The following is a 26,688-nucleotide window of genomic DNA, read 5'->3' as shown; positions in this document are numbered from 1 at the left end:
TATATTTACAAAGGGGTTGGTTTTTGATGAGACGAGTGTTTGAAGAAGAATTAGAGAGTTTGCACGCTCACTTTTTGAAGATGGGTGTATTGGTCAATGCTGCAATCCATAAGTCAATCGATGCTTTTGTAACGCACGACAAGGAACTGGCGCAGCAAGTCATCGATGAAGATGCAGCCATCAATAAGCTTGAGAACGATCTGGAAATCGAATGCTTCGAGCTGATTGCTTTGCAGCAGCCTGTGACTACGGACTTGCGCAAAATCGTGACCGTGATGAAAGCCAGCGCAGACTTGGAGCGGATCGGCGATCATGCAGTCAGTATCGCAAAATCGACGATCAAGGTGAAGGGCAAGAAGCATGATGCCGATATCGAAACGGCCATTGCAGAAACAGCTTTGAAGGTCATGGATATGGTCAAGGAAGTCCTGGACGCTTATGTCGTCCTTGATGTCGAACGTGCGCGGGAAATTGCGGCGCGGGATACGGAGATCGACGCGGCCGCCAAAAATATCTATGAAAACTGCATCGAACAAATGAAGCAAGATCCTGAGATCGTTTTGGGCGGAACAAACTATATGCGTATCTCCACTTATTTAGAAAGAATCGGAGATTACGTAACAAATATTTCCGAGTGGATCATTTACTTGGACTCCGGAGAAGTAGTAGAATTGAATGTCCATCATAAAATTTAATGATAAAAGCGTTGTGATACCCAAAGCGGTGTTGCAACGCTTTTTTTCTGTGTCAGTCAGAGCTTGAGCCAAGCCGGATTGCATACAGTTGCTTGATTTTGGCAGCAAGGGCAATGGCTTTCATAGAACGGATGAATTTGCTAAAATAAGGATTGAAGTAAGGGATAGGGGTCTAAGTGAGATGATGTCAGACTTGAATACAGAAACGATACAGGCAGTTACAAAAATATTCAAATTGATCGGCGATCCAACGCGTTTTTTGATTCTCCATGTACTGGAAAATCGGGAACTGAACGTAAATGCTATTGCGGAGGAACTGGACTTGGAGCAATCCGCGGTGTCGCACCAACTGAAAAAGCTGAGGGAAGCAAAGTTGGTGAAGAGCAGAAGAAACGGGAAAAACATCCTGTACAGCCAAGAGGATCAGCATGTCTACGCAATTCTCCACATGGCTGTCGAACATGCCGAACACGGCCGGGAGGATGCAAAAATTAAAACAAGTACAACAGCATCAGATAAGAAACCGCATTGAACAGGGGAGCGAACTAGTGTTCTTTTCAGGGCTGGATATGGTATACTACAGTCAAACAGGAAATCGACGAAAACCAAAGAATAAGTCAAAAAAGGATCTGAAATTATGGCAAAAGACCAAATCATGGTACGGGGAGCCCGTTCGCATAACTTGAAAAATATAGATGTCACCATCCCCAGGGACAAACTTGTCGTCATGACCGGTCTTTCTGGGTCGGGTAAGAGCTCATTAGCTTTCGATACGCTTTACGCAGAAGGTCAAAGGCGGTATGTGGAAAGCCTGTCAGCCTATGCGCGCCAGTTTCTGGGTCAGATGGACAAGCCGGATGTGGACAGTATCGATGGCTTGAGTCCAGCCATTGCAATCGATCAAAAGACGACGAACCGCAATCCCCGTTCGACAGTCGGAACAGTCACGGAAGTCAATGATTTCCTGCGCCTGCTTTTTGCACGTGTGGGTCATCCCATTTGTCCGAATGATGGCACCCCGATCAGCAGTCAATCGCCCGAGCAGATGGTGAATCAGGTGCTTGAGTTTCCGGAACGCACGAAAATGCAGATATTGGCACCGATCGTCAAAGGGAAAAAGGGACAGCACAAAAAAGTATTCGAGGACATCAAAAAGCAAGGCTATGTCCGTGTCCGCGTTGATGGGGAACTGTTTGATATTTCCGAAGATATTGAATTGGAAAAGAATAAAAAACATGACATCGCGATTGTTGTGGATCGGGTAGTCATCAAGGAGGGCATCCGTTCGCGCATCTTCGATTCGATCGAAGCGGCGTTGCATTTGGCTGATGGCTACGCCATTGTTGATGTCATCGGCAGTGAAGAACTTTTATTCAGCGAACACCATGCTTGCCCGTATTGCGGATTTACGATTGGCGAGATCGAACCGCGGCTGTTTTCTTTCAACGCGCCCTATGGAGCCTGTTCCGAATGTGACGGGTTAGGAATGAAGTTGGAAGTCGATCTTGATTTGATCGTTCCGGATAAGCAACTTTCTTTGAATGAAGGGGCTTTGGTACCGTGGAACCCGATCAGTTCAAATTACTATCCGGAAATGCTGCGTCAATTTTGTGCACAGAACGGCATCGATATGGATCTTCCGTTTGCCGAGCTTGGCCCCGACACCCAGCAAAAACTGCTGTATGGCGCTGGAGGCGACTTGTTCCATTTCCATTACCAGAATGAATTCGGTGGTGTCCGCGATGTCGATATCCCCTTTGAAGGGGTCATCACTAATGTCAATCGACGCTACAAAGAAACATCGAGCGATTTTACGCGCGAAGCGATGCGCCAGTACATGACCGAGTTGCCCTGCCATACTTGCCACGGCTATCGTCTCAATGAGCAAGCCTTGGCGGTGAAGGTGGCCCAACACGACATCGGGCAAGTAACGGAGTTTTCCATCGAAAATGCTGTAGCTTTCTTCGAGGGAATTTCTCTTTCGGAACAAGAGCAGCAGATTGCGGCACCTATACTGAAGGAAATCTTGTCACGCTTGACTTTCCTCAAGAATGTCGGCCTCGATTATTTGACGTTGAGCCGGACGGCGGGCACACTTTCTGGAGGAGAGGCGCAGCGGATCCGCTTGGCTACACAAATAGGCTCCAATCTGTCCGGCGTGCTCTACATCTTGGATGAGCCGTCCATCGGGTTGCATCAACGCGACAATAATCGGTTGATTGAATCGATGAAAAATATGCGCGACCTTGGAAACACGCTCATCGTCGTGGAGCACGATGAGGACACGATGATGCAGGCGGATTATCTGATCGATATCGGACCGGGTGCTGGCGAACTCGGTGGTGAAATTGTGGCTGCCGGAACGCCCGAGCAAGTCATGAAAAATAAGAAATCCTTGACCGGAAAATATCTGTCAGGGAAATTGTTCATCCCGGTTCCGGAGACGCGAAGGACAGAGGAAAAAGGTGCCGTGAAAATCACCGGTGCTACTGAGAATAACCTGAAGAATGTGGATGCTGCCTTTCCTTTAGGGAAAATCGTGGCAGTCACCGGTGTTTCCGGTTCAGGAAAAAGTTCTTTGGTCAACAATGTCCTGAAGACGGCTCTTGCCAAAGAATTGACCCGTACGAAAGAAAAACCGGGCAAGTTCAAAACAATCAGCGGGTTCGAAGGTCTGGAGAAAATCATCGATATCGATCAAAGCCCGATCGGACGGACGCCGCGAAGCAATCCGGCAACCTATACCAGCGTCTTCGATGACATGCGCGACCTATTTGCCAGCACCAATGAAGCCAAAATACGCGGCTACAAAAAAGGCCGCTTCAGCTTCAATGTCAAGGGCGGACGTTGTGAAGCTTGCCGCGGCGATGGCATTCTGAAAATTGAGATGCATTTCCTGCCGGATGTTTACGTGCCTTGCGAAGTTTGCCACGGCACACGCTATAATTCCGAAACGTTGGAAGTGCAGTACAAAGGCAAGAATATCGCCCAAGTATTGGATATGACCATTGAGGAAGCTCTGACATATTTTGAAGCTATCCCTAAAATCAGGCGCAAACTACAGACCATCGTCGATGTCGGACTCGGCTATGTGACATTGGGACAACCCGCAACGACTTTATCCGGTGGTGAAGCCCAGCGGATGAAATTGGCCAGTGAACTGCAGCGCGTATCAAGCGGCAAGACATTCTACATACTGGATGAACCGACCACAGGGTTGCATACGCATGATATCGCCAGATTGTTGCAGGTTTTGGACCGTCTGGTGGAAGCCGGCAACACGATCGTCGTGATCGAACACAATCTGGACGTGATCAAAACAGCCGATTACATCATCGATATGGGACCTGAAGGCGGAGCCGGCGGGGGAACCGTGCTCGCTACCGGCACTCCGGAAGAAATCGCTGAGGTAGAGGGCAGCTATACCGGCCAATTCTTGAAACCTATTCTCGAACGGGATAAAGTAAGGGATAAAAAAAAGAAATAGCCAAAACAGGCTGCCTCATCTAATGATGAGACAGCCTGTTCGTCGTTGCTGTCAGATAATTTATTTGAGGCAATTCTCTATAATTTGGAAATGTAGCATTCTTCTCCGGTGAACTGCCCTCGCTGGAGCTTAGGACAGCTTATACGCACTTTCTTTTTTCAGCAGGCAACCCTACTGTGTCCGCTAGCTTCTAGTCATTTCTGCTGAAGAGAAAATCAAACTTAAGACCTATGACAAGAGGAACGAACTTGGGCATAATAAGGACATAAGCAATAGATATCCAGAAATAGGCAAATTGAGTCCCCTGTCAGCGAATAGATAAATGGATAATCATCAAGGAGGAACTACCATGAATGAAAGAGACCGAATTTTGGCGTTGGTAAGAGAAGGCATCATCACTACAGAAGAAGCCTTGGTACTTTTAGAGAACTTAGCGAAGCGCGAAGGAAAAGATGCAGTGAAGTTCAATCAGCAGCAAGATTTCACAGATGTACCCGATACTTCATCAGAATCCTCAGAGCAAACGGCTCCAGTTTCCGATAAGGAACGGGAAGACCGCAGAAATTTGGAAAAGATTTTGGATGAGCTGGCCAGCGAAATTTCCTATTTCTCCTCTCAGATCGATGCGAAAGGCGAAGCACTCCAGTCATTGCAAAAACAAATCAACGACAAATCCGAAAAAAGGCAGGAACTGGCCACAGCAGATGAATTGGGCGATTTGACTGGCGAACAAGAAATTACGTTGATGCGTTTGGATGAAGAACTGGAGGCTCTTCGCGGACAAGTTGCCGCGCTGGAAGCCGAAAAAAGCGAGATGGAACAAAAAATGCGCAGCCTCAAGAAGGAGCATGTGGAAAATAGCGTGAAATCTTTTGGTGAGAAACTGGGCAATAAAGAGGAATGGAAAGACACAGCCACCAATTTCGCGGAACGTCTCACTAAAGCAGGCACCCAACTAAGCAAATTTTTGGTCGATACGGTCCAGACGGTCGCAGAGAATGTCGATTGGAAAGACACTGATTTCAACATCAAGATCCCAGGCTTGATCACAAGTAAATTCCAGCATGAATTCATATTCGATCAGAATACCGCGACAATCCTTGATTTTCAATTGGCAAACGGGAATGTGACGTTGCAGAGTTGGGATAACGAAACCATTTCGGTCGCTGCAGATGTGAAGATTTACGGAAAAACGGAAGAAGCGACAGCGAAGGAAGCTTTCGACGCCCGAAGTACGATTGTGATGGATGAGGATAAACTCACTTTCCGCGTTCCGAACAAACGGGTGAAATGCGATATCGTCGTCTCCTTGCCGAAACGCGAATACGATTACGTCGCAATTAAGATGTTGAACGGGAATGCGACCTTGAAAAACATTGAAGGAAAAGATTTTTACATCAAATCCACGAACGGCAATATGGTCATTTCAGGTCTCAAGGCCATCATGCTGGAGACGGATGGAGTCAACGGGAATCTGGACGTTTCGGAAAGTACGATCGTTGATGTGTTGGCGAAAACAATCAACGGCAGTCTGACGATCAAAAGCGATGTCGTCAGTGCAACTGTTTCCGTGGTGAATGGGGATGTGAAACTGTCCTATCCAGGAACAAACGCCAAACAGATCCAAGCTAGTTCCGTCAACGGTTCTGTCAAGCTGTCTTTGCCTGCTGCCAAAAGCGCAGAAGTGAGAGCAAGCAGTTCGTTGGGGAAAATCATGAACCGGATGGAGAATATCGAAATCATCCGCCAAAAAAATGAACACACAAACAAGTATCTGGAATTCAGACGAATGGACGAGGAATCTCCGGTTATGGTAGAATTAAAGACAACAACAGGAAACATATTTTTAAAAAATAACTAAAAATAGCGATAATAAATGGCACAAATAAGGAGAGAACGAACATGAAAAAATTAACCAAATCTGCTACAGACAGACAAGTCAGCGGTGTTCTGGGAGGTATTGCCGAATACTTCGGCATCGATTCGACGATTGTGCGTGTGATCTTTCTGATTGCCGTCTTTGCGGGAGTCGGATCGCCCGTATTGCTGTATATCCTGATGGCGATCCTGATGCCTGAACCGGGCCAAAGCGGCAGCGGACAATCATTCGGAGGAACGTATGGATCATCATCTTCCCGCCGCAGTTCCGACGCTTCAAGACCAGTAAAGGAAGCAAAACCAGTGGATAAACAAGAAGAGGACGACTGGAGTGATTTCTGATGGGATTCTGGAAAAAAGCAGCGGTCAACTCGCTAGTGTTCATCGCCTTAGCTTATTTCATGGCACCTTCCTTCTATGTGCATAGCCTTTGGACAGCGTTCTGGGCCAGCATTGTCTTGGGTATCGTCAATTTTCTGATCAAACCAGTGTTTTTGATCCTCTCGTTCCCGATTACGCTCCTTACTTTCGGTTTGTTCAGCTTCGTGATCAATGGATTCATGCTGTATCTGACGTCTTGGTTGGTGGGACCGGGATTCCACTTCACAAGCTACGGTACAGCGTTTCTGGTGGCTTTGATCATGTCGATCGTGCATATGTTCCTGAGCAGGGACGATGCGCATTAGTTGAGTGGGGTCAACATTGACAGTCAGTATCAAATAACCTAAATGAAGGCAGCTGAAACGATTGTTTCAGCTGCCTTTTGTTCTTTCGTATGCATGGATAAAATGTTATGATGGATAGGAATACAATAAACCACAAGCGATTCAATCGTTGTTTGAGGCGAGATGAAAAAGAAAAAATCCTGTCTGATCGAGGTCAGGAAATTAAATGATAGAGTGAGGGATAAGAATGGCGAATACAGTCACTGTAAAGGAATTAGTGGATTCTTCAGGTTATGTTGTGCTGAGCGGAGAAGAGTTCTTGGGAAATAAAATCACAACCAGCGAAATCTCCAGACCCGGCGTCGAGTTGACCGGTTTCTTTAATTTTTACCCGTCGGCCCGTATCCAATTGTTGGGGAAAACGGAACTGACATTTATCGAGCGGATGACTGCAGAAGAGCGCCTGATCGTTATGAGACGCCTCTGCAGCAAAGAAACACCGTGCTTCGTTATCGGACGCAGATTGCCTGCGCCCTCAGAATTGACGAAAGCCGCTCAAGAAGCTGGTATACCGATTCTTTCGGCGCAATCCAGAACGACAAGAGTTTCCAGCAACATCACCAATTTCCTTGAGGGCAAGTTGGCGGAACGGGTTTCGATGCACGGTGTTTTCGTGGATGTATTTGGAATGGGCGTCATGATTACAGGGGACAGCGGCGTCGGGAAGTCGGAGACGGCTTTGGAATTGATCCAAAAAGGACACCGGTTGGTCGCTGATGATCGTGTTGATCTGTATCAGCATGACGAAAATACGCTGATAGGTGAGGCACCAGGCATTCTTCGCCATCTGATCGAAATCCGCGGAATCGGAATTATTGATGTGATGACGCTGTTCGGGGCCGGCGCGGTCAAACAGGCTAATGAAGTCAATCTGATTGTTAACCTGGAACTTTGGAGCAAAGACAAGAAATTTGAACGTCTGGGCAGTACCGAGGAAATCGTGAACATTTTGGATGTCGGCATCCCTAAAATCACAATTCCGGTAAAGACAGGGCGAAATCTTGCTATCATCATCGAAGTGGCTGCCATGAATTTCCGTGCGAAAACGATGGGCTATAATGCCGCTGAGACTTTCGAAAGAAATCTGGAAGCTTTGATTAAAGAGAATACCCAAAAAGGCGAATAGCTTGAACAAAGGAGATTAACATGACTAATTTGATAGCCGCATTAAACCCCGTCGCCTTGTCGTTCGGCGGTTTGGAGATCCGTTGGTATGGTGTCATCATAGCGGCAGGGATACTTGTTGCCATGGCATTGGCTACGAAAGAGGCCGAGAAAAAAGGACTGGATCCGGACTTTATCGTCGACATGATGTTCTGGACGATACCGATAGGAATCATCGGCGCCCGCATTTACTATGTATTGTTTGAATTGGATTATTATTTGCAGAACCCAGGCGAAATCATTCAAGTCTGGAATGGTGGCATCGCCATTTACGGTGCGTTGATCGCCGGTATTTTGACGATCTATTGGTACACAAAACGAAAAGGAATTTCCTTTGCATTGACGATGGATATTTTGGCACCCGCAGTTCTGATTGCACAATCCATCGGCAGATGGGGGAATTTCATGAACCAGGAAGCGCATGGTGAGGAAGTCAGCCGCGTCTTTTTGGAGAATTTATTCCTGCCTGAATTCATTATTGAACAAATGAACATCAATGGGATTTATTACCACCCGACCTTCTTGTACGAATCGCTCTGGTCGTTGGCCGGTTTTGTGCTGATTCTGTTCCTGCGCAGAAAAGAACAACTGTTGCGTGTCGGTGAAGTGATGTTCACTTATGTCATGTGGTACTCGTTCGGCCGCTTCTTCATCGAAGGCATGCGCACGGACAGTCTGTATCTTTTCGGGCCTATCCGGGTTTCACAGGCGCTGTCCATCCTGCTGTTCCTCGGAGCGATGGGAGTCTGGGCTTACAGACGCCGAAATAATTATCCGCTTGATCCCTACTACACGGATATCAGTAGAAAGAGAGTATAATAGACGAATGGAATTTAAAACAATATTATTTGATTTTGATGGTACTATCGCCGATACGAACCGGCTCATAAGCGAAAGCCACTTTGTCGTCCTGGAGGAAAATTTCCCGGGCCGGTTCAAAATGAAGGAAATGGCTCAGTTCAACGGTCCCAGTTTAGAGGAAATATATGGGCGACTTGATCAGGACAGAAAAGATGAGTTGGTCGCACGGTACCGGGAAGTGATGCTGGAGAAGCATGATGAAATGATCGGACTTTTTCCCGGCATCAAAGAAATGCTTGGAAATCTCAAACAAGAAGGCTTGCGCTTAGGCGTCGTTTCGACAAAACGTACCGATGTGCTGAAAAGAGGCATATCCATTTTAGGCATCACGGATTATTTTGATACGATCATTGGGTCAGGCGATTTTTCACAACCCAAACCTGATCCGGAGTCGCTCTTTCTGGCTATGGAACGTTTGGAAGCAAAAAGAGAGACCAGCGCGATGGTCGGGGACAATCACCACGATATAGTCGCAGGCAATAATGCGGGAATCACAAGTATTTTTGTGGGCTGGTCCGAAAAAACGACTGCTTTTATCCAACCCTATCAACCAACAAAAATAGTCAAAAACCCACATGAGTTGGAAGAATACATTCTTTCCGGCGTGAGAGTTTAATGGAGGGGAAGAGATCAAAATGAGACAAAAAGTTGCTGTACTAGGGGCTGGTTCTTGGGGAACAGCCTTATCGATGGTATTGGATGAAAATGGACATGAAGTCCGTCTTTGGGGGAATGACCCACAACAAATCAAAGAAATCAATGAGCAGCATACGAATGAGCATTACTTACCCGGTGCAAAGCTGAGTGAATCGATTGTAGCGTACATCGATCTGAAAGCTGCTATAGGTGACGCGGATGCGCTTTTGTTCGTTCTGCCGACAAAAGCAATCCGTGTAGTTGCTAAAGAAGTCGCATCATTATTGGACGGCCAAACAAGGCCGCACCTGATACATGCCAGCAAAGGATTGGAACAGGATACCCATAAACGGATTTCCGTCATCATCCAAGAAGAGATTCCGACAGAGAAATACGATAGCTTGGTTGTCCTTTCCGGACCGAGCCATGCGGAAGAAGTCGCAAAAAAAGACATCACAACGATCACTGCTGCATCCCAGGACGAAGAGGGTGCAGCTTATGTGCAAAAACTGTTCATGAATCCTTATTTCAGGGTCTACCGGAACACGGATGTCATCGGAGTTGAATTGGGTGCTGCTTTGAAGAACATCATTGCAGTAGGTGCGGGAGCGCTGCATGGATTGGGTTACGGCGATAATGCGAAGGCGGCTTTGATGACACGCGGATTGGCGGAAATCAGTCGTCTGGGGATTGCTTTCGGTGCAGATCCTATGACATTCTTCGGTTTGAGTGGCGTGGGCGACCTGATCGTGACCGGCACAAGCCGCCATTCGCGGAACTGGCGAGCAGGGGATCTGATCGGAAAAGGCCAGGATCTGGATGAGGTGCTGAACAATATGGGGATGGTTGTTGAAGGTGTAGCAACAACAAAGGCCGCTTATGAGTTGGCACAGGAAAAAGGCATCGAAATGCCGATTACAGAAGCAATCTATAAAGTGTTGTACGAGAAAGTCGATGTCAAAAAAGCAATCGAGGAATTGATGCTGCGCGAAGGCAAAGCAGAGCAATCTTCTCAAAATGTGGAAAAGGGGAGCCAATCAATATGAAGAAAGTCAGAAAAGCAGTGATTCCTGCTGCGGGATTCGGAACGCGTTTTTTACCGGCAACGAAAGCGATGGCAAAAGAAATGTTGCCGATCGTCGATAAGCCGACCATTCAATTCATCGTCGAAGAAGCAATCGCATCAGGGATCGAAGATATCCTGATCGTAACCGGAAAAAGCAAACGTCCAATTGAAGACCATTTTGATTCAAATATTGAATTGGAAGCGAATCTGCGCGAAAAAGGCAAAAATGAATTGTTGGAATTGGTTCAGGAAACGACCGGGTTGCGTATCCATTTCGTCCGTCAGTCTTATCCATTGGGGTTGGGTCATGCGGTTCTGCAGGCGAAAGCTTTTGTCGGAGATGAACCATTTGTCGTCATGCTGGGTGATGATCTCATGGAAGATGAAGTACCGTTGACCAAGCAGTTGATGGATGCTTATGGGCGCACGCATGCTTCCAATATCGCCGTGATGGAAGTGCCTCATGAAGAAACATCCAAATACGGCATCATCGATCCGGATCAGGAACTGGAACCAGGCCTGTTCAACGTCCGCAGATTCGTCGAAAAACCGAAGCCGGAAGACGCGCCGAGCAATTTGGCGATCATCGGCCGTTACTTGCTGACTCCCGAAATTTTTGAAATTCTGGAAAATCAAAATCCCGGTGCCGGCGGGGAAATCCAATTGACCGACGCTATCGATACGTTGAACCAAACGCAACGCGTCTTCGCAAAACGCTTTGACGGCAAGCGCTTTGACGTTGGAGACAAATTCGGTTTCCTGACGACAAGCATTTCCTATGGCCTCACCCATCCGGAAATAAAAGATAAATTGAAAAATTATCTGGTGGAGCTTGGTGAAAAACTGGCTGCCGAGGATGAAGGCAAATAGCCGTTTTGGTAATCTGAATCCAGCCGAATGTTGAGTGATAAACAACAGAAGCCGAGCCATCAATCGTTCTGCGATCAATGGCTCGGCTTCTTCTCGCTGACTTTGGAGCCCTGAGCAGAATTGTGGCACAAACAATCAAGTCAGAGTAAACTGTATTAGAACCAGATTCCGGCATCTGACCGGAACAGACTTGACACAAGAAGGAGATACAAAAAATATGGAACAGACTGAAACAATTTATGACGTCATCGTCATCGGAGCCGGGCCAGGCGGAATGACCGCAGCACTTTACGCATCCCGATCAAATTTGAAGACGTTATTGCTTGAGCGTGGCATTCCCGGTGGGGAGATGAACAATACAGCTGAAGTTGAGAATTACCCTGGTTTCAATTCGATTTTAGGCCCTGAGTTGGCTGAACGGATGTACGAAAGCACCATGCAATTCGGGGCGGAGCATGTTTATGGCGATGTAAAACGAATTGTTGTCGACGGCGATTACCGTATCGTTGAAGCAGGCAAAAAAACCTATAAGACACGTGCCGTCATCATTGCGACCGGGTCCTACCACCGAAAATTGGGTGTTCCCGGGGAGGAGCAGTACAACGGCCGCGGCGTTTCTTATTGTGCCGTCTGTGATGGAGCTTTCTTTAAAGGCAAAAAACTGGCAGTGGTCGGCGGCGGAGATTCTGCCGTGGAGGAAGGAACCTATTTGACGCAATTCGCGGATGTCAACATCGTGCACAGGCGGGATGAGTTGCGGGCTCAAAAAGTCATCCAGGATCGTGCCTTCAAAAATGAGAAAGTTTCCTTCACTTGGAATGCCATGGTGGAAGAAATCAAGGGCGACGGACAAAAGGTTACTGGCGTGGTGATCCGCAATAAAAATACCAATGAAATCACGGAAGAAGCTGTTGACGGTGTCTTCATCTATGTTGGTATCCTGCCGCAATCGGATGCTTTCCTTGATTTGGGGATCACGGATGAAGAAGGTTGGATCATCACGAATGAACACATGGAAACGGCGATACCGGGCATCTTTGCCATCGGGGATGTGCGCCAAAAACTTCTGCGTCAAATTACGACTGCTGTCGGTGATGGCGGAGAAGCCGGAAACCGCGCATTTGCTTACATAGAAGACCTGCATGACCGCTTGGCAGTCGCCGAAGCGGCTGCTGAGACGGTGGATTAAAAATATTGTCCACACAACAGTGATTTTATTGTCCAGTTCATTAGTAGCCCGAAAGTTCACGTTCTGAATTCAGAGCGTGAACTTTTTTTTTAGATTCAATCTTTTCGCTCAATTGGCATGCAAGTAATGTTATAATATGGTTAAACTAATATGGGAAGGATGATGAAAATGTCTTATCAAGAAACCATCGAGCAATGGAATGATTTTGCCTTATTAGAACCTACATTAAAAGAAGAATTAAAATCTTTGGAGGGAAATGAAGAAGCACTGAAAGATGCTTTTTTTGCTCCGCTGGAATTCGGAACTGCCGGAATGCGCGGCATCCTGGGAGTCGGCATCAATCGGATGAACATCTACACAGTCCGCCAAGCGACCGAAGGATTGGCTCGTTTGATGGAGGCAAAAGGTGAAGAAGCGAAAAAACGCGGCGTCGCGATTGCTTACGATTCCAGACACCAATCTCCGGAGTTTGCGATGGAGGCAGCGAAAACATTGGGTGCACACGGCATTCCGGCTTTCGTTTTTGAAAGCTTACGTCCTACACCTGAACTATCCTTTGCGGTAAGACATATGAATGCGCTAACGGGGATCATGATCACTGCAAGCCACAATCCGGCTGATTACAACGGCTACAAAGTATATGGAGACGACGGCGGCCAGATGCCACCTGCCGATGCGGACGCTTTGACTGATTATGTGAGAGCAATCGAAAATCCACTGACCATCCAAGTGGGCGATGAAGCAGAGCTGAAAGCAGCTGGTTTGATCAAAATGCTTGGGGAAGAGGTCGATGCAACTTACCTTGACCTTGTCAAAACGGTGACTGTTGATCCTACCCTTGTCCATGAAATGAGCAAAGAAATGAAATTGGTCTTCACGCCGCTGCATGGAACCGGGCAGATGTTGGGTGAACGTGCTTTGAAGAATGCCGGGTTTGAAGGCATTTATCTCGTGCCGGAACAGGCAATTGCCGATCCGAATTTCTCAACCGTGAAATCACCGAATCCGGAAGAAGCTGGCGCATTTGAGTATGCCATCAAACTTGGAACGGAATTGGATGCGGATATTTTGGTTGCGACCGATCCGGATGCTGACCGCTTGGGCGCGGCCGTCCGCAAAGCAAAAGGCGAGTACGTTGTTCTGACAGGTAACCAGATTGCTTCATTGATGCTGGATTATTTGTTGCGCGCGAAAAAAGCGGCTGGTACATTGCCAGCCAACGGCACAGCCCTGAAATCGATCGTATCGAGCGAGTTGCCGACAGCAATCGCCAAATCTTATGGAGCGGACATGGTGGATGTACTGACCGGTTTCAAATTCATCGCAGAAAAAATCAAGCAATACGAAGAAGATCACAGTAAAGAATTCTTGTTCGGCTTCGAGGAAAGCTACGGCTATCTTGCAAAACCTTTCGTTCGCGATAAAGACGCCATCCAGGCCCTCGTGTTGATTGCCGAAGTAGCTGCGTACTACAAGAAAAAAGGTCAAACGCTGTACGATGGCTTGGTCGAAATTTTCGAAACACATGGCTATTATAAAGAACAGACGATTTCCGTTACGATGTCCGGCATCACCGGAGCAGAAAAAATCAAAGCGCTGATGGCCCAATTCCGTACGGAAGCACCAGCGGATTTCGCAGGCATCGCCGTATCGATCACGGAAGACTTCGGCAACTCTACAAAGACATTCTCTGACGGCTCCACTGAAAGCATCGATATGCCGAGCTCGAATGTGCTGAAATATTTCCTGGAGGACGGCAGCTGGATCGCCATCCGCCCAAGCGGAACAGAACCAAAAATCAAATTCTATATCGGTGCCAAAGCGGAAAGCCAAGCCGCAGTCGATGAAAAAGTCGCTGCTTTTGAAACAAGCATCCGTACTTTGACCGCTGAATAATCCGAAATAAACTAAAAAAAGGAAGTCCGAAGATTACGGACTTCCTTTTTGCTGTGGATTGTTCATCAGAATGTTTTGGCCAGTTGTTTGGCTTTTTCGATCGCATCCGCAACGATTTCATCGGCACGATCCGGATATGTGTCCATACCTTCAACGAATAGTTGTGAAATCTCCTCGACCCCCAGAAAATGGAAAATGCTCTTGATGTACTGGCTGGCAGGATCGCTTCCGTCGAAAATGCCGCCATTCGCTTGGATATGCAACAATTTCTTGTCCGGGACCATTCCGACTGCTCCGGATTCCGTGTAACGGAATGTCTGACCCGCAACTGTGATAGTGTCGATCCATGTCTTCAGGCGACTGGGAACATGCATGTTCCATAATGGATTGGCGATGATGATCTTATCCATGGAAACAAAATCATCGGTATAGTGATTGAACAGCGTCACTTTTTCTTGCTGACGGGAAGTCAACTGATCAAAAAGCACGCCTTTCGATAATTCCTTCCAGGCTGTCAAAAGATCCCGATCGATCTCAGGGATGGCGACTTCATAAAGATTCATGTCTTTGATGCGATCATAAGGATTCAAAGCTTTGTATTCCTCCAGAAAAGCATCCAAAACTTTCATGGAGCGGGATACACTGCTGTCGAACGGATGCGCGCGCACAACTAAAACTCTGGCCATAGAAAAACCTTCTTTCCAATTTTTATACCTTAATGATACCATTTGCACGCAAAGATAAGAAAGCATAACCCATCACCGACAGGATGATTCGCTGACCAAAAACGGAAGGGGATTTCCCGGATGAATTGAAGCAGCAATCAGTGGTCTGTTCTCCTCTGGCGAACGGAGGCTTCGCCGGAGTTCGGCCCACAGACAGTATGCGTACTCCGGTTAGGGGTGGTTCGCGGGAGTTCAGGCTGATTGTCGGTGGCGTTCTCCGGCTAAAGACCGCTCACCGGAGCTAGGCAGCATTTCGGACGCGCTCCTCCGGTCAGCTGGCCGCGCAGAAACAGGCGCACAAAAACAGGAGTCTCCGCGCTAGGAGGCTCCTGTTTCTGATTTATGTAATCTTAAGCTACGAAAGCTTCCGAAGACAGAGGTGTTTCATCAATGAAGAAACGTTTGTACCAGACGAGGAAGATATAGGCTGTCCAGATTTGGCGGCCATAATCCAATTTTTTCGTATAGTTGTCGTCGAGAATCTGTACAAGCTTATCGGTGTCGAAAAATTCTGCTGCATAGTCGGAAGCGAAAGCTTTTCTGACTTCGTTGTAGAATTCTTCTTCGCGCAGCCAGTGACGGATCGGAGTCGGGAAGCCCAACTTCGGACGTTTCGCCCATTCTTCAGGCAGGACATCGGCAGCGGCTCTACGGAGCACGTATTTTGTATCGATTTCGTTGACACGATAATCGGATGGGATGCGTTTCGCCAATTCCATGACTTCTTTATCCAGGAAAGGTACGCGCAGCTCCAACGAGTGGGCCATGCTCATCTTGTCGGCTTTCAACAGGATATCCCCAGGCATCCAAAGGTTCAGATCGAGATACTGCATCTTCGTCACATCATCCTGACCTTTGACTTCGTCGTAGATCGGTTTGGTTATCGAACGGATATCCGGACCGTTTTTGTAGGCCGGCTTCAGGATATCCACAGCTTCTTCTTCGTCCCAGACGATGGCCTGGCCGATGAAGCGTTCTTCCACTTTTTGACCGCCTTTGACCAGGAAGGTCGTCAGCGTATTTTTCGGCAATTTATGTGCCAATTTGCCGATGCCTTTTCTTAGGCTGTAAGGTACTTTTTCATAGGTCTCCATTTTCTTGGATGGCTCATACCAAGAGTAGCCGCCGAAAATTTCATCAGCGCCTTCACCCGAAAGTACGACCGTCACATCTTTCTTCGCCAATTCAGCCAAGAAATACAACGGAACGGAAGACGGATTCGATTGCGGTTCATCCATATGGTATTGGATGGTAGGCAGGGCATGAAAAGCTTCCTCAGGCGAGATGTACTTGCGGACATTCTCGATGCCGAGGATGTCGGAAAGATCAGCAGCTTGGTTGGTTTCGTTGAACATTTTTTCATATTCCGAGAAGCCGACCGAAAAAGATTTTTCCGGTTTCATCAAGGCTGTGACCAAGCTGGAATCGACACCGCCGGAAAGGAAGGCGCCTGTCTTCACATCACTGATTTTGTGGGCGCGGACGGAATCGGCCATTGTTGCTTTGACTTCTTCCACATAGCTTTCCAAAGTGCCGTTTTCGGCATGGAATTTTTTGTCCCAATATTCGACCGTATGGATATCGTTGCCTTTCAGCACCATATAATGCGCCGGTTTCAATTTGTGGACGCCTTTGAAGAAGGTTTCGCCCATCGAAGAATATTGCAGCGTCAAGTAAGGACGCAAAGCATCCTTGTTCACTTCTTTGATGAAAGCAGGGTGAGCCAAAAATGATTTGATTTCAGAACCGAAAAGCAAGCTGCCGTCGGTTGTGTTTGTCGTGTAGTACAACGGTTTGATGCCGAAGCCGTCACGGGCGATGAACATCGTGTCGTTCACTTTGTCCCAAATCGCGAATGCGAACATGCCGCGCAGTTGTTTCACGAAGTCATAACCGTATTCTTTATAGCCGTAAATCAAAACTTCACTGTCCGTTTTGGAATGGAAGATGTGCCCTTTTTGCTTCAGATCTTCGCGCAACTCCTGGAAGTTGAAGATTTCGCCATTGAACACCAATACCAAATTTCCGTCGGCACTGTACATCGGTTGTTTTCCGTTATCGGAAAGATCGATGATGCTCAAGCGGCGGAAGCCTAACGTTACCTTGTCATCAGAATACATGCCGCCACTGTCTGGCCCGCGGTGGACGATTCTGTTCATCATACCTTCAATTACAGCCTGATGGTTCCATGCTGTCGATCCATGGATATATCCAACAAAACCACACATTTATACCACTCCTTAAGTATCTCTTGCTAGATCAGAATGTCTGTCCGTCTAGAGTCCAATCTATTCTATCACAAATGGAAAATCATTAAAAGAAATTATCCAATCGGGAATCTATACGGAATGTCCAAAAATCAAAGGACAAGATGGTCCACTTTTCATGGAACAGTCTTGTCCTTCGATTTCACTGCTTATTTTTTTGCGCTCAACGGTTACGTTTTACTTTGCTGGAGGGATCCAGACGTTTTTCCATCAGACCCAACAACCAGTCGGCCAGAACGGCCATCAAAGCGGTCGGAATAGCACCGGCGAGGATGATGGCTGTCCCGTTCGTCGCATTGACGCCGCGGGAAATGATATCCCCTAATCCGCCGGCACCGATGAAGGTACCGATGGCAGTGATACCGATCGCAACAACCAAAGCATTACGCAATCCGGCCATGATCACGGAAAGGGATAACGGTAATTCGACCAGATAGGTCAATTGCATCCGCGTCATGCCCATGCCTTTGCCCGTATCCAACAAGGCGGCATCGACATTCCGGACACCCGTGTAGGTGTTTTTGATGATCGGCAGCAACGAATACAGGAAGACGGTCGCAATGACGGTGTCTGATCCGAGTCCGAGTCCGAGCATCAAAATGGACAACAGCGCCAATGAAGGGATTGTCTGGATGACATTGGCGGCGCCGATGATCCAATCCGCCAATTTCTTGTGGCGCGCAATCCAAAAACCAAGGGGGATCGCCACAATCGCCGCGAACAGCACACCGTAAATGGAAATCAGAAAATGACGGGTGAATTGTTCGAATACATAGCCGGCGTTCTCTCTATAATAGTAGAGCAATTGCTGAAGTGTGTTCATTTCACTTAAGTTCATCATTTTCGCTCCTTTAGGGGTGTGACTTCTTTATCTTCGAAATAGTTGTTCTCTTCCAAGAAAGTTTGCGCGACTGTTTGGGCTTCCACCAAATCGTTGTCGACTTCATAGTTCATTGCCTGCATCAGCTCATCCGTCAGCGTATCCTCAAGTTTCAGAAGGATGGCCTCCAGTTCGGGGTAAGCCTCAAGAATCTCTTTAGTGGCAACCGGACTGGCGTCGTATGGCGGGAACAGTTGCAGATCGTCTTCGAGAACGACCAGGTCGTAGCTTGCGATCCGGCCGTCAGTGGAGTAGCCTAAAACGATATCCATTTCGTCCGCCTGCAGGGCATCATAAACAAGACCGACTTGCATGGGATAGACACGCTGGAAGTCAAAACCATATGTTTCTTTGAAGGCTTCATACCCGTCGCCTTCCCGCTCCATCCAGGAGTTGTCCACTCCAGCCCGCAGATTGGGTGCCAATGCCGCGAGGTCGCTGACAGTCTTCAGATTGTTTTCTTCGGCAAATTCACGTGTTACCAAGAAGGCATATGTGTTGGCAAACCCGTAGGAAGGGAACCAAACCTGATTGAATTTATCATCGAAGCCCTTCACAACAGATTCGAAAGCCAATGTGGGATCGGTGATAGGATCCATGGCCAACTCACCGGTCAGAGAAGTCCCTGTATAGCGAGCGGCCGAAACATTTGCATCGCCGCCGATCATAGCTTGGTGATTCAAAGTCGATGAACCGAGGTTGTTGACCATATCCACGGAAGCATCCGGCAGATAGTGTTCGACCATCCCTCTGACCATATAACTCAATATTTGCATTTCTGTCGTTGTCCCACCGGTGATGACGATGCCGTCATTGTTTACGGAGGCACCCAGACCAGGCAGAGAGCAAGCCGCCAATAACAGTGCTGTCAGCGGGAAAAGCAACCATTTTTTCATATATTTCTTCATCATCAGTTTCCTCCTTTTGCAGATGTTGTCTGTGGAGAAACGAATCGTTCAAGCTTACCGAGGAGGAAGTCAACCAATAAAGCCAACAAGGTTACCGGCAGGGTTCCCCAAATGATCATTTCTTGATCGTATACATTCAATCCGTTGAAAATGTAATCCCCTAAACCACCGGCTCCGATATACGAAGCAAGAGTCGCCCAAGCGATGACGTACACTCCCGCCAACCGGATCCCGGACATGATGACCGGGGCAGCAAGCGGCAATTTCACCTGCAGAATAATCTGATTATCGGTCATACCCATCCCTTTTGCGGAGTCAACGATTGTGCTGTTCACATTTGAGATGCCGATGAACGTATTTCTCAGAATCGGCAAGAGTGAATAGATGAACAAGGCTACAATCGCGGGAAGCTTTCCGATTCCGAACAAGGGAATCATCAAGGCAAGCAAAGCCAGAGAAGGGACAGTTTGTAGAATCGAAACAAAACTGATGATAAAACCGGAATAGCGTTTGAAACGTGTCAAGGCGATGCCTAAAGGAACAGCAATCAGAACGCCAAGCACCAGCGCCATCGCTGAGATGTAGAAATGTTCTCCTGTTTTAAAGAGCAACTCGGAACCATTCGCTTTCAAAAAGTCCATATCATCACCCCTCAACCGTTTCGATGTCCGCGGTTGTCTCGATTACTTCTTCCGCCGGCATTTCGGGCTCTATGTCTCCCCAAATTGTGTCATAGACCATATCCACTATGGATGTGCGGGTAATCAAGCCGATAAGCTGATTATTTTCATTGACCACAGGAATATTTTTGTAACCCAATTTCAAGATCCGTTGTAAAGCATCCCGGACGAGTGTGCCTTCACGAACAAAGGAAACCTCACTCATGACCTCGCCGACAGTGACTGGACGGCGTCGGTTGGTATCGATCGCTTCGACACTCAACATGCCCAACAAGATATCATCCGCATCGGTCACGAACAAACTGTCGACACGACGGGTGCGCATCAATTTGATGGCTTCAGACAGGTTTTGATCTGACGCAACCGAAACTGGGCCGCGGATCATGATCTGCTCAACAGTGCGGAAATTCGTGCGCGCTTGGCTCAGACGTTCTTCGCCTATAAAGTTTTCGACGAATGCGTTCGCCGGATCCATCAGGATATTGTCGGGCGTGTCGAATTGAACGACTTTTCCGTCCTGCATGATGACGATCCGGTCTGCCAGTTTCAAAGCTTCATCCATATCATGTGTGACGAAGATAACCGTTTTTCCCAATTCGCGTTGCAGTTCTTTGAGGGTTTCCTGCAGGGAATCGCGGGTGATCGGATCCAAAGCTCCAAAAGGTTCATCCATCAAAATGATGTCCTGGTCAGCTGCCAAAGCCCGGATAACACCGATACGCTGTTGTTGCCCGCCAGACAGTTCGGATGGATAGCGTTCGAGAAAATCCAAAGGAAGACCGACTTTTTGAATCAGCTCTTCTGCAATCTTTCTTTGTTTTTCGACAGGCCATTTCAATAGTTTTGGGACCATAACGATGTTATCGAAGATAGTCATGTGGGGCATCAGGCCGATCTGCTGGATGACGTAGCCGATTTGGCGTCTCAGTTCCACCGCGTTCATGTCCTTACTGTTTTTTCCGTTGATCAAAATTTCACCGGAGGTTGGTTCGATCATGCGGTTGATCATCCGCATGGAGGTTGTCTTGCCACTGCCGCTGGTTCCGATGAATACAATGAACTCTCCATCCTTGAATGTCAGGTTCAGAGAATCCACAGCAACTTTCCCGCCTGGGAATCGTTTAGTCAGATTTTTAAATTCTATCATGGTTTCACCTCTTAATATTTTTAATTTCACAAATGTCTTACTCTACCTTAACGTGCAACAAAGCCTTTTTGCAAATGATAAGGTTGATATCTTGTGAAAAAAACGCATTTTCGGAAGCGTTACCATTGTTGCGATGACGGTATATTTTCGACAAATTTTTATATTTTAAAATTCACACATTCTGAATACCCCTAAATTGACAAATCAGGAAGTAAATATAGAGTTATAGATAAACCGGAATCATGCTGGGAAAGAATAAAAATAATTGGGAATCATAAAAAAGAATGCTAGGATAATAGCAAGAGCAAATGCGCAGAGATGTGACTAAATGAGAACGTTTTTCTCATTTGCGTACAACAACAAATTTTAAGGCAGGAAAGAGGATTTCAAGTGGAAAAAAAATACATCATGTCTATAGATCAGGGAACAACCAGCACGCGTGCAATCATCTGGGATAAGAAAGGCACAATCATCTCTTCTACGCAAAGAGAATTGATGCAATATTATCCTGAACCGGGTTGGGTGGAACACGACGCGAATGAAATTTGGATCAGTGTCCAGTCGGTCATAGCGGATGCCTTGATCAGAGGGGATATTCGTCCGGAGGAGATTGCGGCAATCGGTGTAACGAATCAGCGCGAGACGACGGTTGTGTGGGACCGCGTTACCGGAATGCCGATCCATCATGCGATCGTTTGGCAATCCCGCCAGACTTCGGAAATCGCCGATAAACTGAAGCAGGAAGGCCATAACGATTTCATCCACTCGAAAACGGGTCTGATCATTGACTCTTATTTTTCAGCCACAAAAATAAAATGGTTACTGGACCATATTCCGAATGCTCGAGAGCGGGCCGAAAAAGGAGAATTGCTCTTCGGCACCATCGATACCTGGATTGTCTGGAAACTGACCGGGAAAAAAGTGCACGTGACGGATGTTTCCAATGCCAGCCGGACGATGCTGTTCAATATTTATGATCTGAAATGGGATGAGGAAATCCTGGATTTACTGGATATTCCGAGAGCGCTATTGCCTGAAGTCCGCTCTTCATCAGAAGTATACGGCTATACGGAGGAAAACGATTTTTACGGATCGCGTATCCCGATTGGCGGAATAGCCGGAGATCAGCAAGCTGCTCTCTTTGGGCAGACCGGTTTTGAACAGGGGATGGTGAAAAATACTTACGGTACCGGGGCGTTTATCGTCATGAACACTGGCCTTACACCGGTGAAATCGGAAAACGGCTTGCTTACGACGATCGCTTATGGGTTGAACGGCGAAATAAACTATGCTCTTGAAGGCAGCATTTTTGTGGCCGGTTCTGCTTTGCAATGGCTACGCGATGAGGCTGAGCTGATCCGATCAGCGGCAGAATCGGAAGAGTACGCCGAACTGCTTGAATCGAACGATAATGTCTACATGGTTCCTGCTTTTGTCGGATTAGGTGCCCCTTACTGGGACCAAGATGTGCGCGGCGCTTTCTTCGGATTGACCAGAGGGACTTCAAAGGCGCATCTGATCCGTGCGACACTCGAATCGCTGGCTTATCAGACGAAGGATGTTGTGGACACGATGCAGAAGGATTCCGGACTTGTCATCACGAATATGCGTGTTGATGGAGGGGCAGCGCACAACAACTTTCTGATGCAATTCCAAAGCGATCTGCTGAATACAACCTTGACCAGATCCAAAGTATTGGAGACAACGGCACTGGGAGCTGCATACCTTGCTGGTTTGGCAGTAGGATTCTGGAAGGACACCGATGACATTATCCAAAATTGGCAGCCTGACTGCGAGTTCCACCCACAAATGGCGACTGAAAAACGCGAAGACCTCTATGCTGGCTGGCAAAACGCAGTAGCCGCCGCCCGCCACTTCAAACACAAACCCAAGAGAGTTTAAAGGAAGCACTGTGGGCGCAAACGCCCAAGTGTATCATGTCTTTAAGCGATTAAAAATCGCAAGAGCCATGACAAATCCCGGGTAGAAATCGAGCACTAAGAGGACTAACACTAAGCGGAATTCCCTGCAAATCAGAGCGCGTTTAAGAGCGTTCTGATCTCCGTTTAGAGGAGCAAATTAAGAAGCTTTTCTGCTCTAATGCCAAATCCAAAACTTAAGAAACACTAAAATACTCATAAATGAACAAGTGATACGCCCGGTATGTTATAATGGATATATCTATTTTTTTGACTGGAGGAATTATCATGGCAGACACTCTCGAATTGGTAGTCATAACGGGGATGAGCGGCGCCGGAAAAACGGTCGCCCTGCAGACATTTGAAGATTTAGGCTATTTCTGTATAGACAATATGCCCCCAAGTTTGTTACCGAAATTTTGGGAACTTGTAAAAGAATCGGGTAAAATAAGCAGAATCTGCTTAGTGATCGATCTGCGCTCCCGGGCATTCTTTGATGAAATCATGTCTGCTGTGGACAGCTTGGACAACACTACTTTCATAACGACTAAGGTCATCTTCCTCGATTCGAAAGATGATGTGCTTGTTTCCCGATACAAAGAAACAAGAAGAAGTCATCCCCTGACCCAATCAGGCGGAACCGTACTGGAAGGAATCCGTAAAGAGAGAGAATTGCTTGAGGACATCCGCAATCGCTCACAGTTGGTCATCGATACAAGTGAGACAACACCCCGTCAATTGAGGGAACGCCTTCTCGACACTTTCAAAGTGGATGATAATGACGTTTTCCATATAGAAGTCGTATCTTTTGGTTTCAAGTATGGTTTGCCGATTGATGCCGATATCGTAATGGATGTGCGCTTTTTGCCCAACCCGCATTACGTAGATGAATTACGTCCACTGACGGGGCTTGATAAGCCAGTCTATGATTATGTCATGAAGCAACCGGAGACGGAAATATTTTACAAGAAATTTCTCGATTTATTGGAATACATCATTCCTGGTTATAAGAAAGAAGGCAAGACAAGTGTGAATATCGCCATTGGTTGTACAGGCGGGCAACACCGCTCGGTTGCTTTAGCAGAAAGGACCAGCCTTCAATTAGAAAGCGCGGGGTATCAAGTGAATACAACCCACCGCGATCGCAATAAACGCAAAGAGACGGTGAATCGGTCATGAGTCAAAATCCGAGCAGAACGAAGAAAATCGTCGTAATCGGCGGCGGAACGGGCCTGCCGGTCATTCTGGAAGAACTGAAGAATCACAATACAGACATCACGGCTATTGTCACAGTCGCGGATGACGGCGGCAGCAGCGGCATCATCCGCGACCATGTCAACATTGTGCCTCCCGGGGATATCCGCAACTGTATGATCGCGCTTTCCGATATGCCAAAACTGGAAAAGGATATTTTCCAGTACCGTTTCCATTCGAAGGATTCCTTCTTTTCCGGGCACGCCATCGGCAACCTCATCATCGTGGCCCTGACTGAAATGAAAGGGAGCATTTTCGATGCCATTCGGTTGCTGTCCGTTATGATGGGCGTTAAAGGCAAAATCTATGCCGCAGCTGACGAGCCGCTCTCACTCTATGCAGAGTTCAAGGACGGTACGGTCATCAAGGGCGAGTCGAAAATCGCAAAAGGCCGTAAAAAGATCGAGCGCGTGTATGTCAAACCTTTGGATGAAACAAGGGAGGCTGTCGCTTCCCGTCACGTCATCAACAGTATCCTGGAGGCGGATATGGTCGTTATCGGACCGGGAAGTCTGTACACGAGCATTTTGCCTAACCTGATGATCCATGACCTCGGCCAAGCGGTCATCGATACCAAAGCCGAGAAAGTCTACATCTGTAACATCATGACGCAATTGGGCGAAACAGAGGGCTTCACTGATGCTGAGCATATCAAGGTATTGCATGATCATCTGAAAGCGAAATTCATTGACACCGTCCTGGTGAACACGGAAAAAGTTCCGGATGAATACCTGAATCAGCAAGCTGACGAAGAATATTTGCTGCAGGTCCGCCATGATTTCAAAGGATTGCGCGAAGAAAACTGCCGGGTTATTTCTGCCGATTTCCTGGATATGAAGAACGGCGGCGTATACCACGACGGCAAAAAAGTCGTTTCGGAACTGATCAATCTCATTTCCAATATCAAAACTATCTGTTGACCTTTTTTCTGATTGAAAGAAGCTGTCGGAAAGGAGGCGTATATGTCTTTTGCATCTGAAGTAAAAAAAGAATTGACGACATTGGAAGTGCACCGCGAGCATGCGAAAGCCGAGTTGACCGCATTGATCCGGATGAGCGGTTCGGTCAGCATCTATAATCAGGCTTTCGTCCTGAATGTCCAGACGGAAAATGCGGCAATCGCAAGACGGATGTATGTACTCTTGAAGGACCACTATTCATTCGAAAGCGAATTGCTGGTCCGCCGGAAAATGAAACTGAAGAAAAACAATGTCTATATTGTGCGCCTGAAACAAGGCGTCCGGGAACTGCTGAGTGATCTGAATATTTTCGATGGACTGTCGTTCAAGACGCAAGTTTCCGAAGATATCATGAACAATAACCAGAAGGAGCGCTCCTACCTACGCGGAGCTTTTATGGCCGGGGGATCGGTGAACAGCCCGGAAACGAGCCGTTACCATCTGGAAATCTATTCCAATTATGAGGACCATAATCAGGACATCTGCGACATGATGAATCACTTCGACCTGAATGCGCGGACGATCGAGCGGCGCAACGGTTTCATCACGTATCTGAAGGAAGCCGAGAAGATTGCTGATTTTCTGGCATTGATCGGTGCCCATAACGCGATGATGAAATTCGAGGACGTCCGGATTATCCGCGATATGCGTAATTCTGTCAATCGTTTGGTGAATTGCGAGAACGCCAATATGAACAAAACAATCGATGCGGCAGCAAAGCAAGTAGCCAACATCGAATTCATCGAAGCAACAGTAGGTCTGGAGAAATTACCGGATAAGCTGAAGGAAATCGCAGTCATCCGTTTGGAGAATCCCGACATCAGCCTCAAAGAGCTGGGCGAAATGATCCCGAGTGGAGTCATATCAAAGTCCGGCATCAATCACCGTTTACGAAAAATCAATGATTTTGCAGATTCGTTGCGAATGAGAAAAACCATCCGGTGATACAAAAAATAAACTTGGAGACAAAAAAAGTCTTTGGGTTTATTTTTTTTTTATTAAAAGGACGCCTCTTTTTTTGCGGATATTACAAACAGTAAGTCAAGCTGAAGGAGGAATGGAAGGATGAATCAAGTATCATTGATCGGGCGGCTGGTGCGGCCTATCCAAGTGCAACAAGTGAATGGGGAAAGGCAAGTCTGCAACAACACACTGGCGGTGCAGCGTCTCAGGAAAGCGGATGAGGGTCAACCGCAAGCGGACTTTATACCTGTCGTGTTTTGGGGAGCAACCGCCAATCTGGTCGAACAGTATTGTGCTAAGGGCAATCAGATCGGTGTCAACGGCCATTTGGTTTCGCGTTCCTATGTCAACAAGCAAGAGCAGCACGTCTACGTCATCGAATTGGTCGTAGAAGAATTGTATTTTGTTGAAGCGAAAAGAGAACAGGAAGCAGTCTGATGCTCCCGCCCAAAAGCCCCGGATTCTGGGGCTTTTTTTGGCATATAGGAATTTATAAATTTTTTCAACTCAGAAGTGCAT

Annotated in this window: 24 protein-coding genes; 18 read left to right on the top strand and 6 right to left on the bottom strand. The window is 47.2% G+C overall.

Features of this window, described 5'->3' with window-relative positions:
* Window positions 1-26: 26 nt before the first annotated feature.
* From phoU to TES5_RS05980, 13 genes are all read left to right on the top strand, one after another.
* Entirely contained in the window at window positions 27-695 is a 669-nt protein-coding gene (gene phoU / locus TES5_RS06040) for a phosphate signaling complex protein PhoU (RefSeq protein ID WP_068560959.1), read from the top strand.
* Between the two features lie 184 nt (window positions 696-879).
* A complete protein-coding gene (locus TES5_RS06035; protein WP_068561054.1) occupies window positions 880-1,227 on the top strand; it encodes an ArsR/SmtB family transcription factor in 348 nt (115 codons plus the stop codon).
* A gap of 105 nt (window positions 1,228-1,332) precedes the next feature.
* Window positions 1,333-4,182: an excinuclease ABC subunit UvrA gene (gene uvrA / locus TES5_RS06030; protein WP_068560957.1), complete on the top strand. Its 2,850-nt coding sequence runs from the start codon at window positions 1,333-1,335 to the stop codon at window positions 4,180-4,182.
* A gap of 349 nt (window positions 4,183-4,531) precedes the next feature.
* On the top strand, window positions 4,532-6,043 hold the full coding sequence (gene liaX / locus TES5_RS06025) for a daptomycin-sensing surface protein LiaX (RefSeq protein WP_068560955.1): 1,512 nt from the start codon (window positions 4,532-4,534) through the stop codon (window positions 6,041-6,043).
* Between the two features lie 41 nt (window positions 6,044-6,084).
* Entirely contained in the window at window positions 6,085-6,402 is a 318-nt protein-coding gene (locus TES5_RS06020; RefSeq protein WP_068560953.1) for a PspC domain-containing protein, read from the top strand.
* Window positions 6,402-6,746 (top strand): phage holin family protein, encoded by a 345-nt coding sequence (locus TES5_RS06015; protein ID WP_068560951.1) that lies wholly within the window; start codon window positions 6,402-6,404, stop codon window positions 6,744-6,746. Before TES5_RS06020 ends, TES5_RS06015 begins: the two co-directional genes overlap by 1 nt.
* 226 nt (window positions 6,747-6,972) lie before the next feature.
* Window positions 6,973-7,911: an HPr(Ser) kinase/phosphatase gene (hprK, locus tag TES5_RS06010; RefSeq protein WP_068560949.1), complete on the top strand. Its 939-nt coding sequence runs from the start codon at window positions 6,973-6,975 to the stop codon at window positions 7,909-7,911.
* Between the two features lie 20 nt (window positions 7,912-7,931).
* Window positions 7,932-8,768, top strand: a complete 837-nt coding sequence (lgt, locus tag TES5_RS06005) for a prolipoprotein diacylglyceryl transferase (RefSeq protein ID WP_068560946.1) — start codon at window positions 7,932-7,934, stop codon at window positions 8,766-8,768.
* Between the two features lie 7 nt (window positions 8,769-8,775).
* Window positions 8,776-9,426, top strand: a complete 651-nt coding sequence (locus TES5_RS06000; RefSeq protein WP_068560944.1) for an HAD-IA family hydrolase — start codon at window positions 8,776-8,778, stop codon at window positions 9,424-9,426.
* Window positions 9,427-9,445: 19 nt separating this feature from the next.
* Window positions 9,446-10,492: an NAD(P)H-dependent glycerol-3-phosphate dehydrogenase gene (locus tag TES5_RS05995; protein ID WP_068560942.1), complete on the top strand. Its 1,047-nt coding sequence runs from the start codon at window positions 9,446-9,448 to the stop codon at window positions 10,490-10,492.
* The gene (galU, locus tag TES5_RS05990; protein ID WP_068560940.1) at window positions 10,489-11,382 is read left to right on the top strand and encodes a UTP--glucose-1-phosphate uridylyltransferase GalU; all 894 of its coding nucleotides are present in this window, start codon (window positions 10,489-10,491) and stop codon (window positions 11,380-11,382) included. Before TES5_RS05995 ends, galU begins: the two co-directional genes overlap by 4 nt.
* Window positions 11,383-11,599: 217 nt before the next feature.
* A complete protein-coding gene (gene trxB, locus TES5_RS05985; RefSeq protein WP_068560938.1) occupies window positions 11,600-12,571 on the top strand; it encodes a thioredoxin-disulfide reductase in 972 nt (323 codons plus the stop codon).
* Window positions 12,572-12,739: 168 nt separating this feature from the next.
* Entirely contained in the window at window positions 12,740-14,467 is a 1,728-nt protein-coding gene (locus TES5_RS05980; RefSeq protein ID WP_068560937.1) for a phospho-sugar mutase, read from the top strand.
* A gap of 65 nt (window positions 14,468-14,532) precedes the next feature.
* Here TES5_RS05980 and TES5_RS05975 read toward each other — a convergent pair whose 3' ends face one another.
* From TES5_RS05975 to TES5_RS05950, 6 genes are all read right to left on the bottom strand, one after another.
* On the bottom strand, window positions 14,533-15,153 hold the full coding sequence (locus TES5_RS05975; RefSeq protein WP_068560934.1) for an NAD(P)H-dependent oxidoreductase: 621 nt from the start codon (window positions 15,151-15,153) through the stop codon (window positions 14,533-14,535).
* A 389-nt stretch (window positions 15,154-15,542) separates the two neighbouring features.
* Window positions 15,543-17,420: an asparagine synthase (glutamine-hydrolyzing) gene (gene asnB, locus TES5_RS05970; protein WP_068560932.1), complete on the bottom strand. Its 1,878-nt coding sequence runs from the start codon at window positions 17,418-17,420 to the stop codon at window positions 15,543-15,545.
* A 202-nt stretch (window positions 17,421-17,622) separates the two neighbouring features.
* On the bottom strand, window positions 17,623-18,300 hold the full coding sequence (locus TES5_RS05965; protein ID WP_304440619.1) for an ABC transporter permease: 678 nt from the start codon (window positions 18,298-18,300) through the stop codon (window positions 17,623-17,625).
* Window positions 18,297-19,247 carry an osmoprotectant ABC transporter substrate-binding protein gene (locus TES5_RS05960; RefSeq protein ID WP_198143302.1) on the bottom strand — a complete coding sequence of 317 codons (951 nt, stop codon included), beginning with the start codon at window positions 19,245-19,247 and terminating at the stop codon, window positions 18,297-18,299. Before TES5_RS05960 ends, TES5_RS05965 begins: the two co-directional genes overlap by 4 nt.
* A gap of 2 nt (window positions 19,248-19,249) precedes the next feature.
* On the bottom strand, window positions 19,250-19,888 hold the full coding sequence (locus tag TES5_RS05955) for an ABC transporter permease (protein ID WP_068560924.1): 639 nt from the start codon (window positions 19,886-19,888) through the stop codon (window positions 19,250-19,252).
* Window positions 19,889-19,892: 4 nt separating this feature from the next.
* Complete coding sequence (locus TES5_RS05950; protein ID WP_068560922.1) at window positions 19,893-21,074, bottom strand: betaine/proline/choline family ABC transporter ATP-binding protein; 1,182 nt, start codon at window positions 21,072-21,074, stop codon at window positions 19,893-19,895.
* Window positions 21,075-21,464: 390 nt separating this feature from the next.
* Between TES5_RS05950 and glpK the strand changes: the two genes are divergently transcribed.
* From glpK to TES5_RS05925, 5 genes are all read left to right on the top strand, one after another.
* A complete protein-coding gene (gene glpK / locus TES5_RS05945; protein WP_068560920.1) occupies window positions 21,465-22,976 on the top strand; it encodes a glycerol kinase GlpK in 1,512 nt (503 codons plus the stop codon).
* 305 nt (window positions 22,977-23,281) lie between these two features.
* Window positions 23,282-24,172: an RNase adapter RapZ gene (gene rapZ / locus TES5_RS05940; RefSeq protein WP_068560919.1), complete on the top strand. Its 891-nt coding sequence runs from the start codon at window positions 23,282-23,284 to the stop codon at window positions 24,170-24,172.
* On the top strand, window positions 24,169-25,167 hold the full coding sequence (yvcK, locus tag TES5_RS05935) for a gluconeogenesis factor YvcK family protein (RefSeq protein ID WP_068560917.1): 999 nt from the start codon (window positions 24,169-24,171) through the stop codon (window positions 25,165-25,167). The genes rapZ and yvcK overlap by 4 nt, the downstream gene beginning before the upstream one ends.
* A 42-nt stretch (window positions 25,168-25,209) precedes the next feature.
* Window positions 25,210-26,151, top strand: a complete 942-nt coding sequence (whiA, locus tag TES5_RS05930) for a DNA-binding protein WhiA (RefSeq protein ID WP_068560915.1) — start codon at window positions 25,210-25,212, stop codon at window positions 26,149-26,151.
* Window positions 26,152-26,271: 120 nt separating this feature from the next.
* Window positions 26,272-26,607 carry a single-stranded DNA-binding protein gene (locus TES5_RS05925; protein ID WP_068560913.1) on the top strand — a complete coding sequence of 112 codons (336 nt, stop codon included), beginning with the start codon at window positions 26,272-26,274 and terminating at the stop codon, window positions 26,605-26,607.
* Window positions 26,608-26,688: the final 81 nt, after the last annotated feature.

Source organism: Trichococcus sp. ES5 (assembly GCF_900067165.1).
GTDB classification, from domain to species: domain Bacteria; phylum Bacillota; class Bacilli; order Lactobacillales; family Aerococcaceae; genus Trichococcus; species Trichococcus flocculiformis.
The sequence above is the reverse complement of the archived record's forward strand: the minus strand, read 5'-3'. Positions and strand labels throughout refer to the sequence as shown.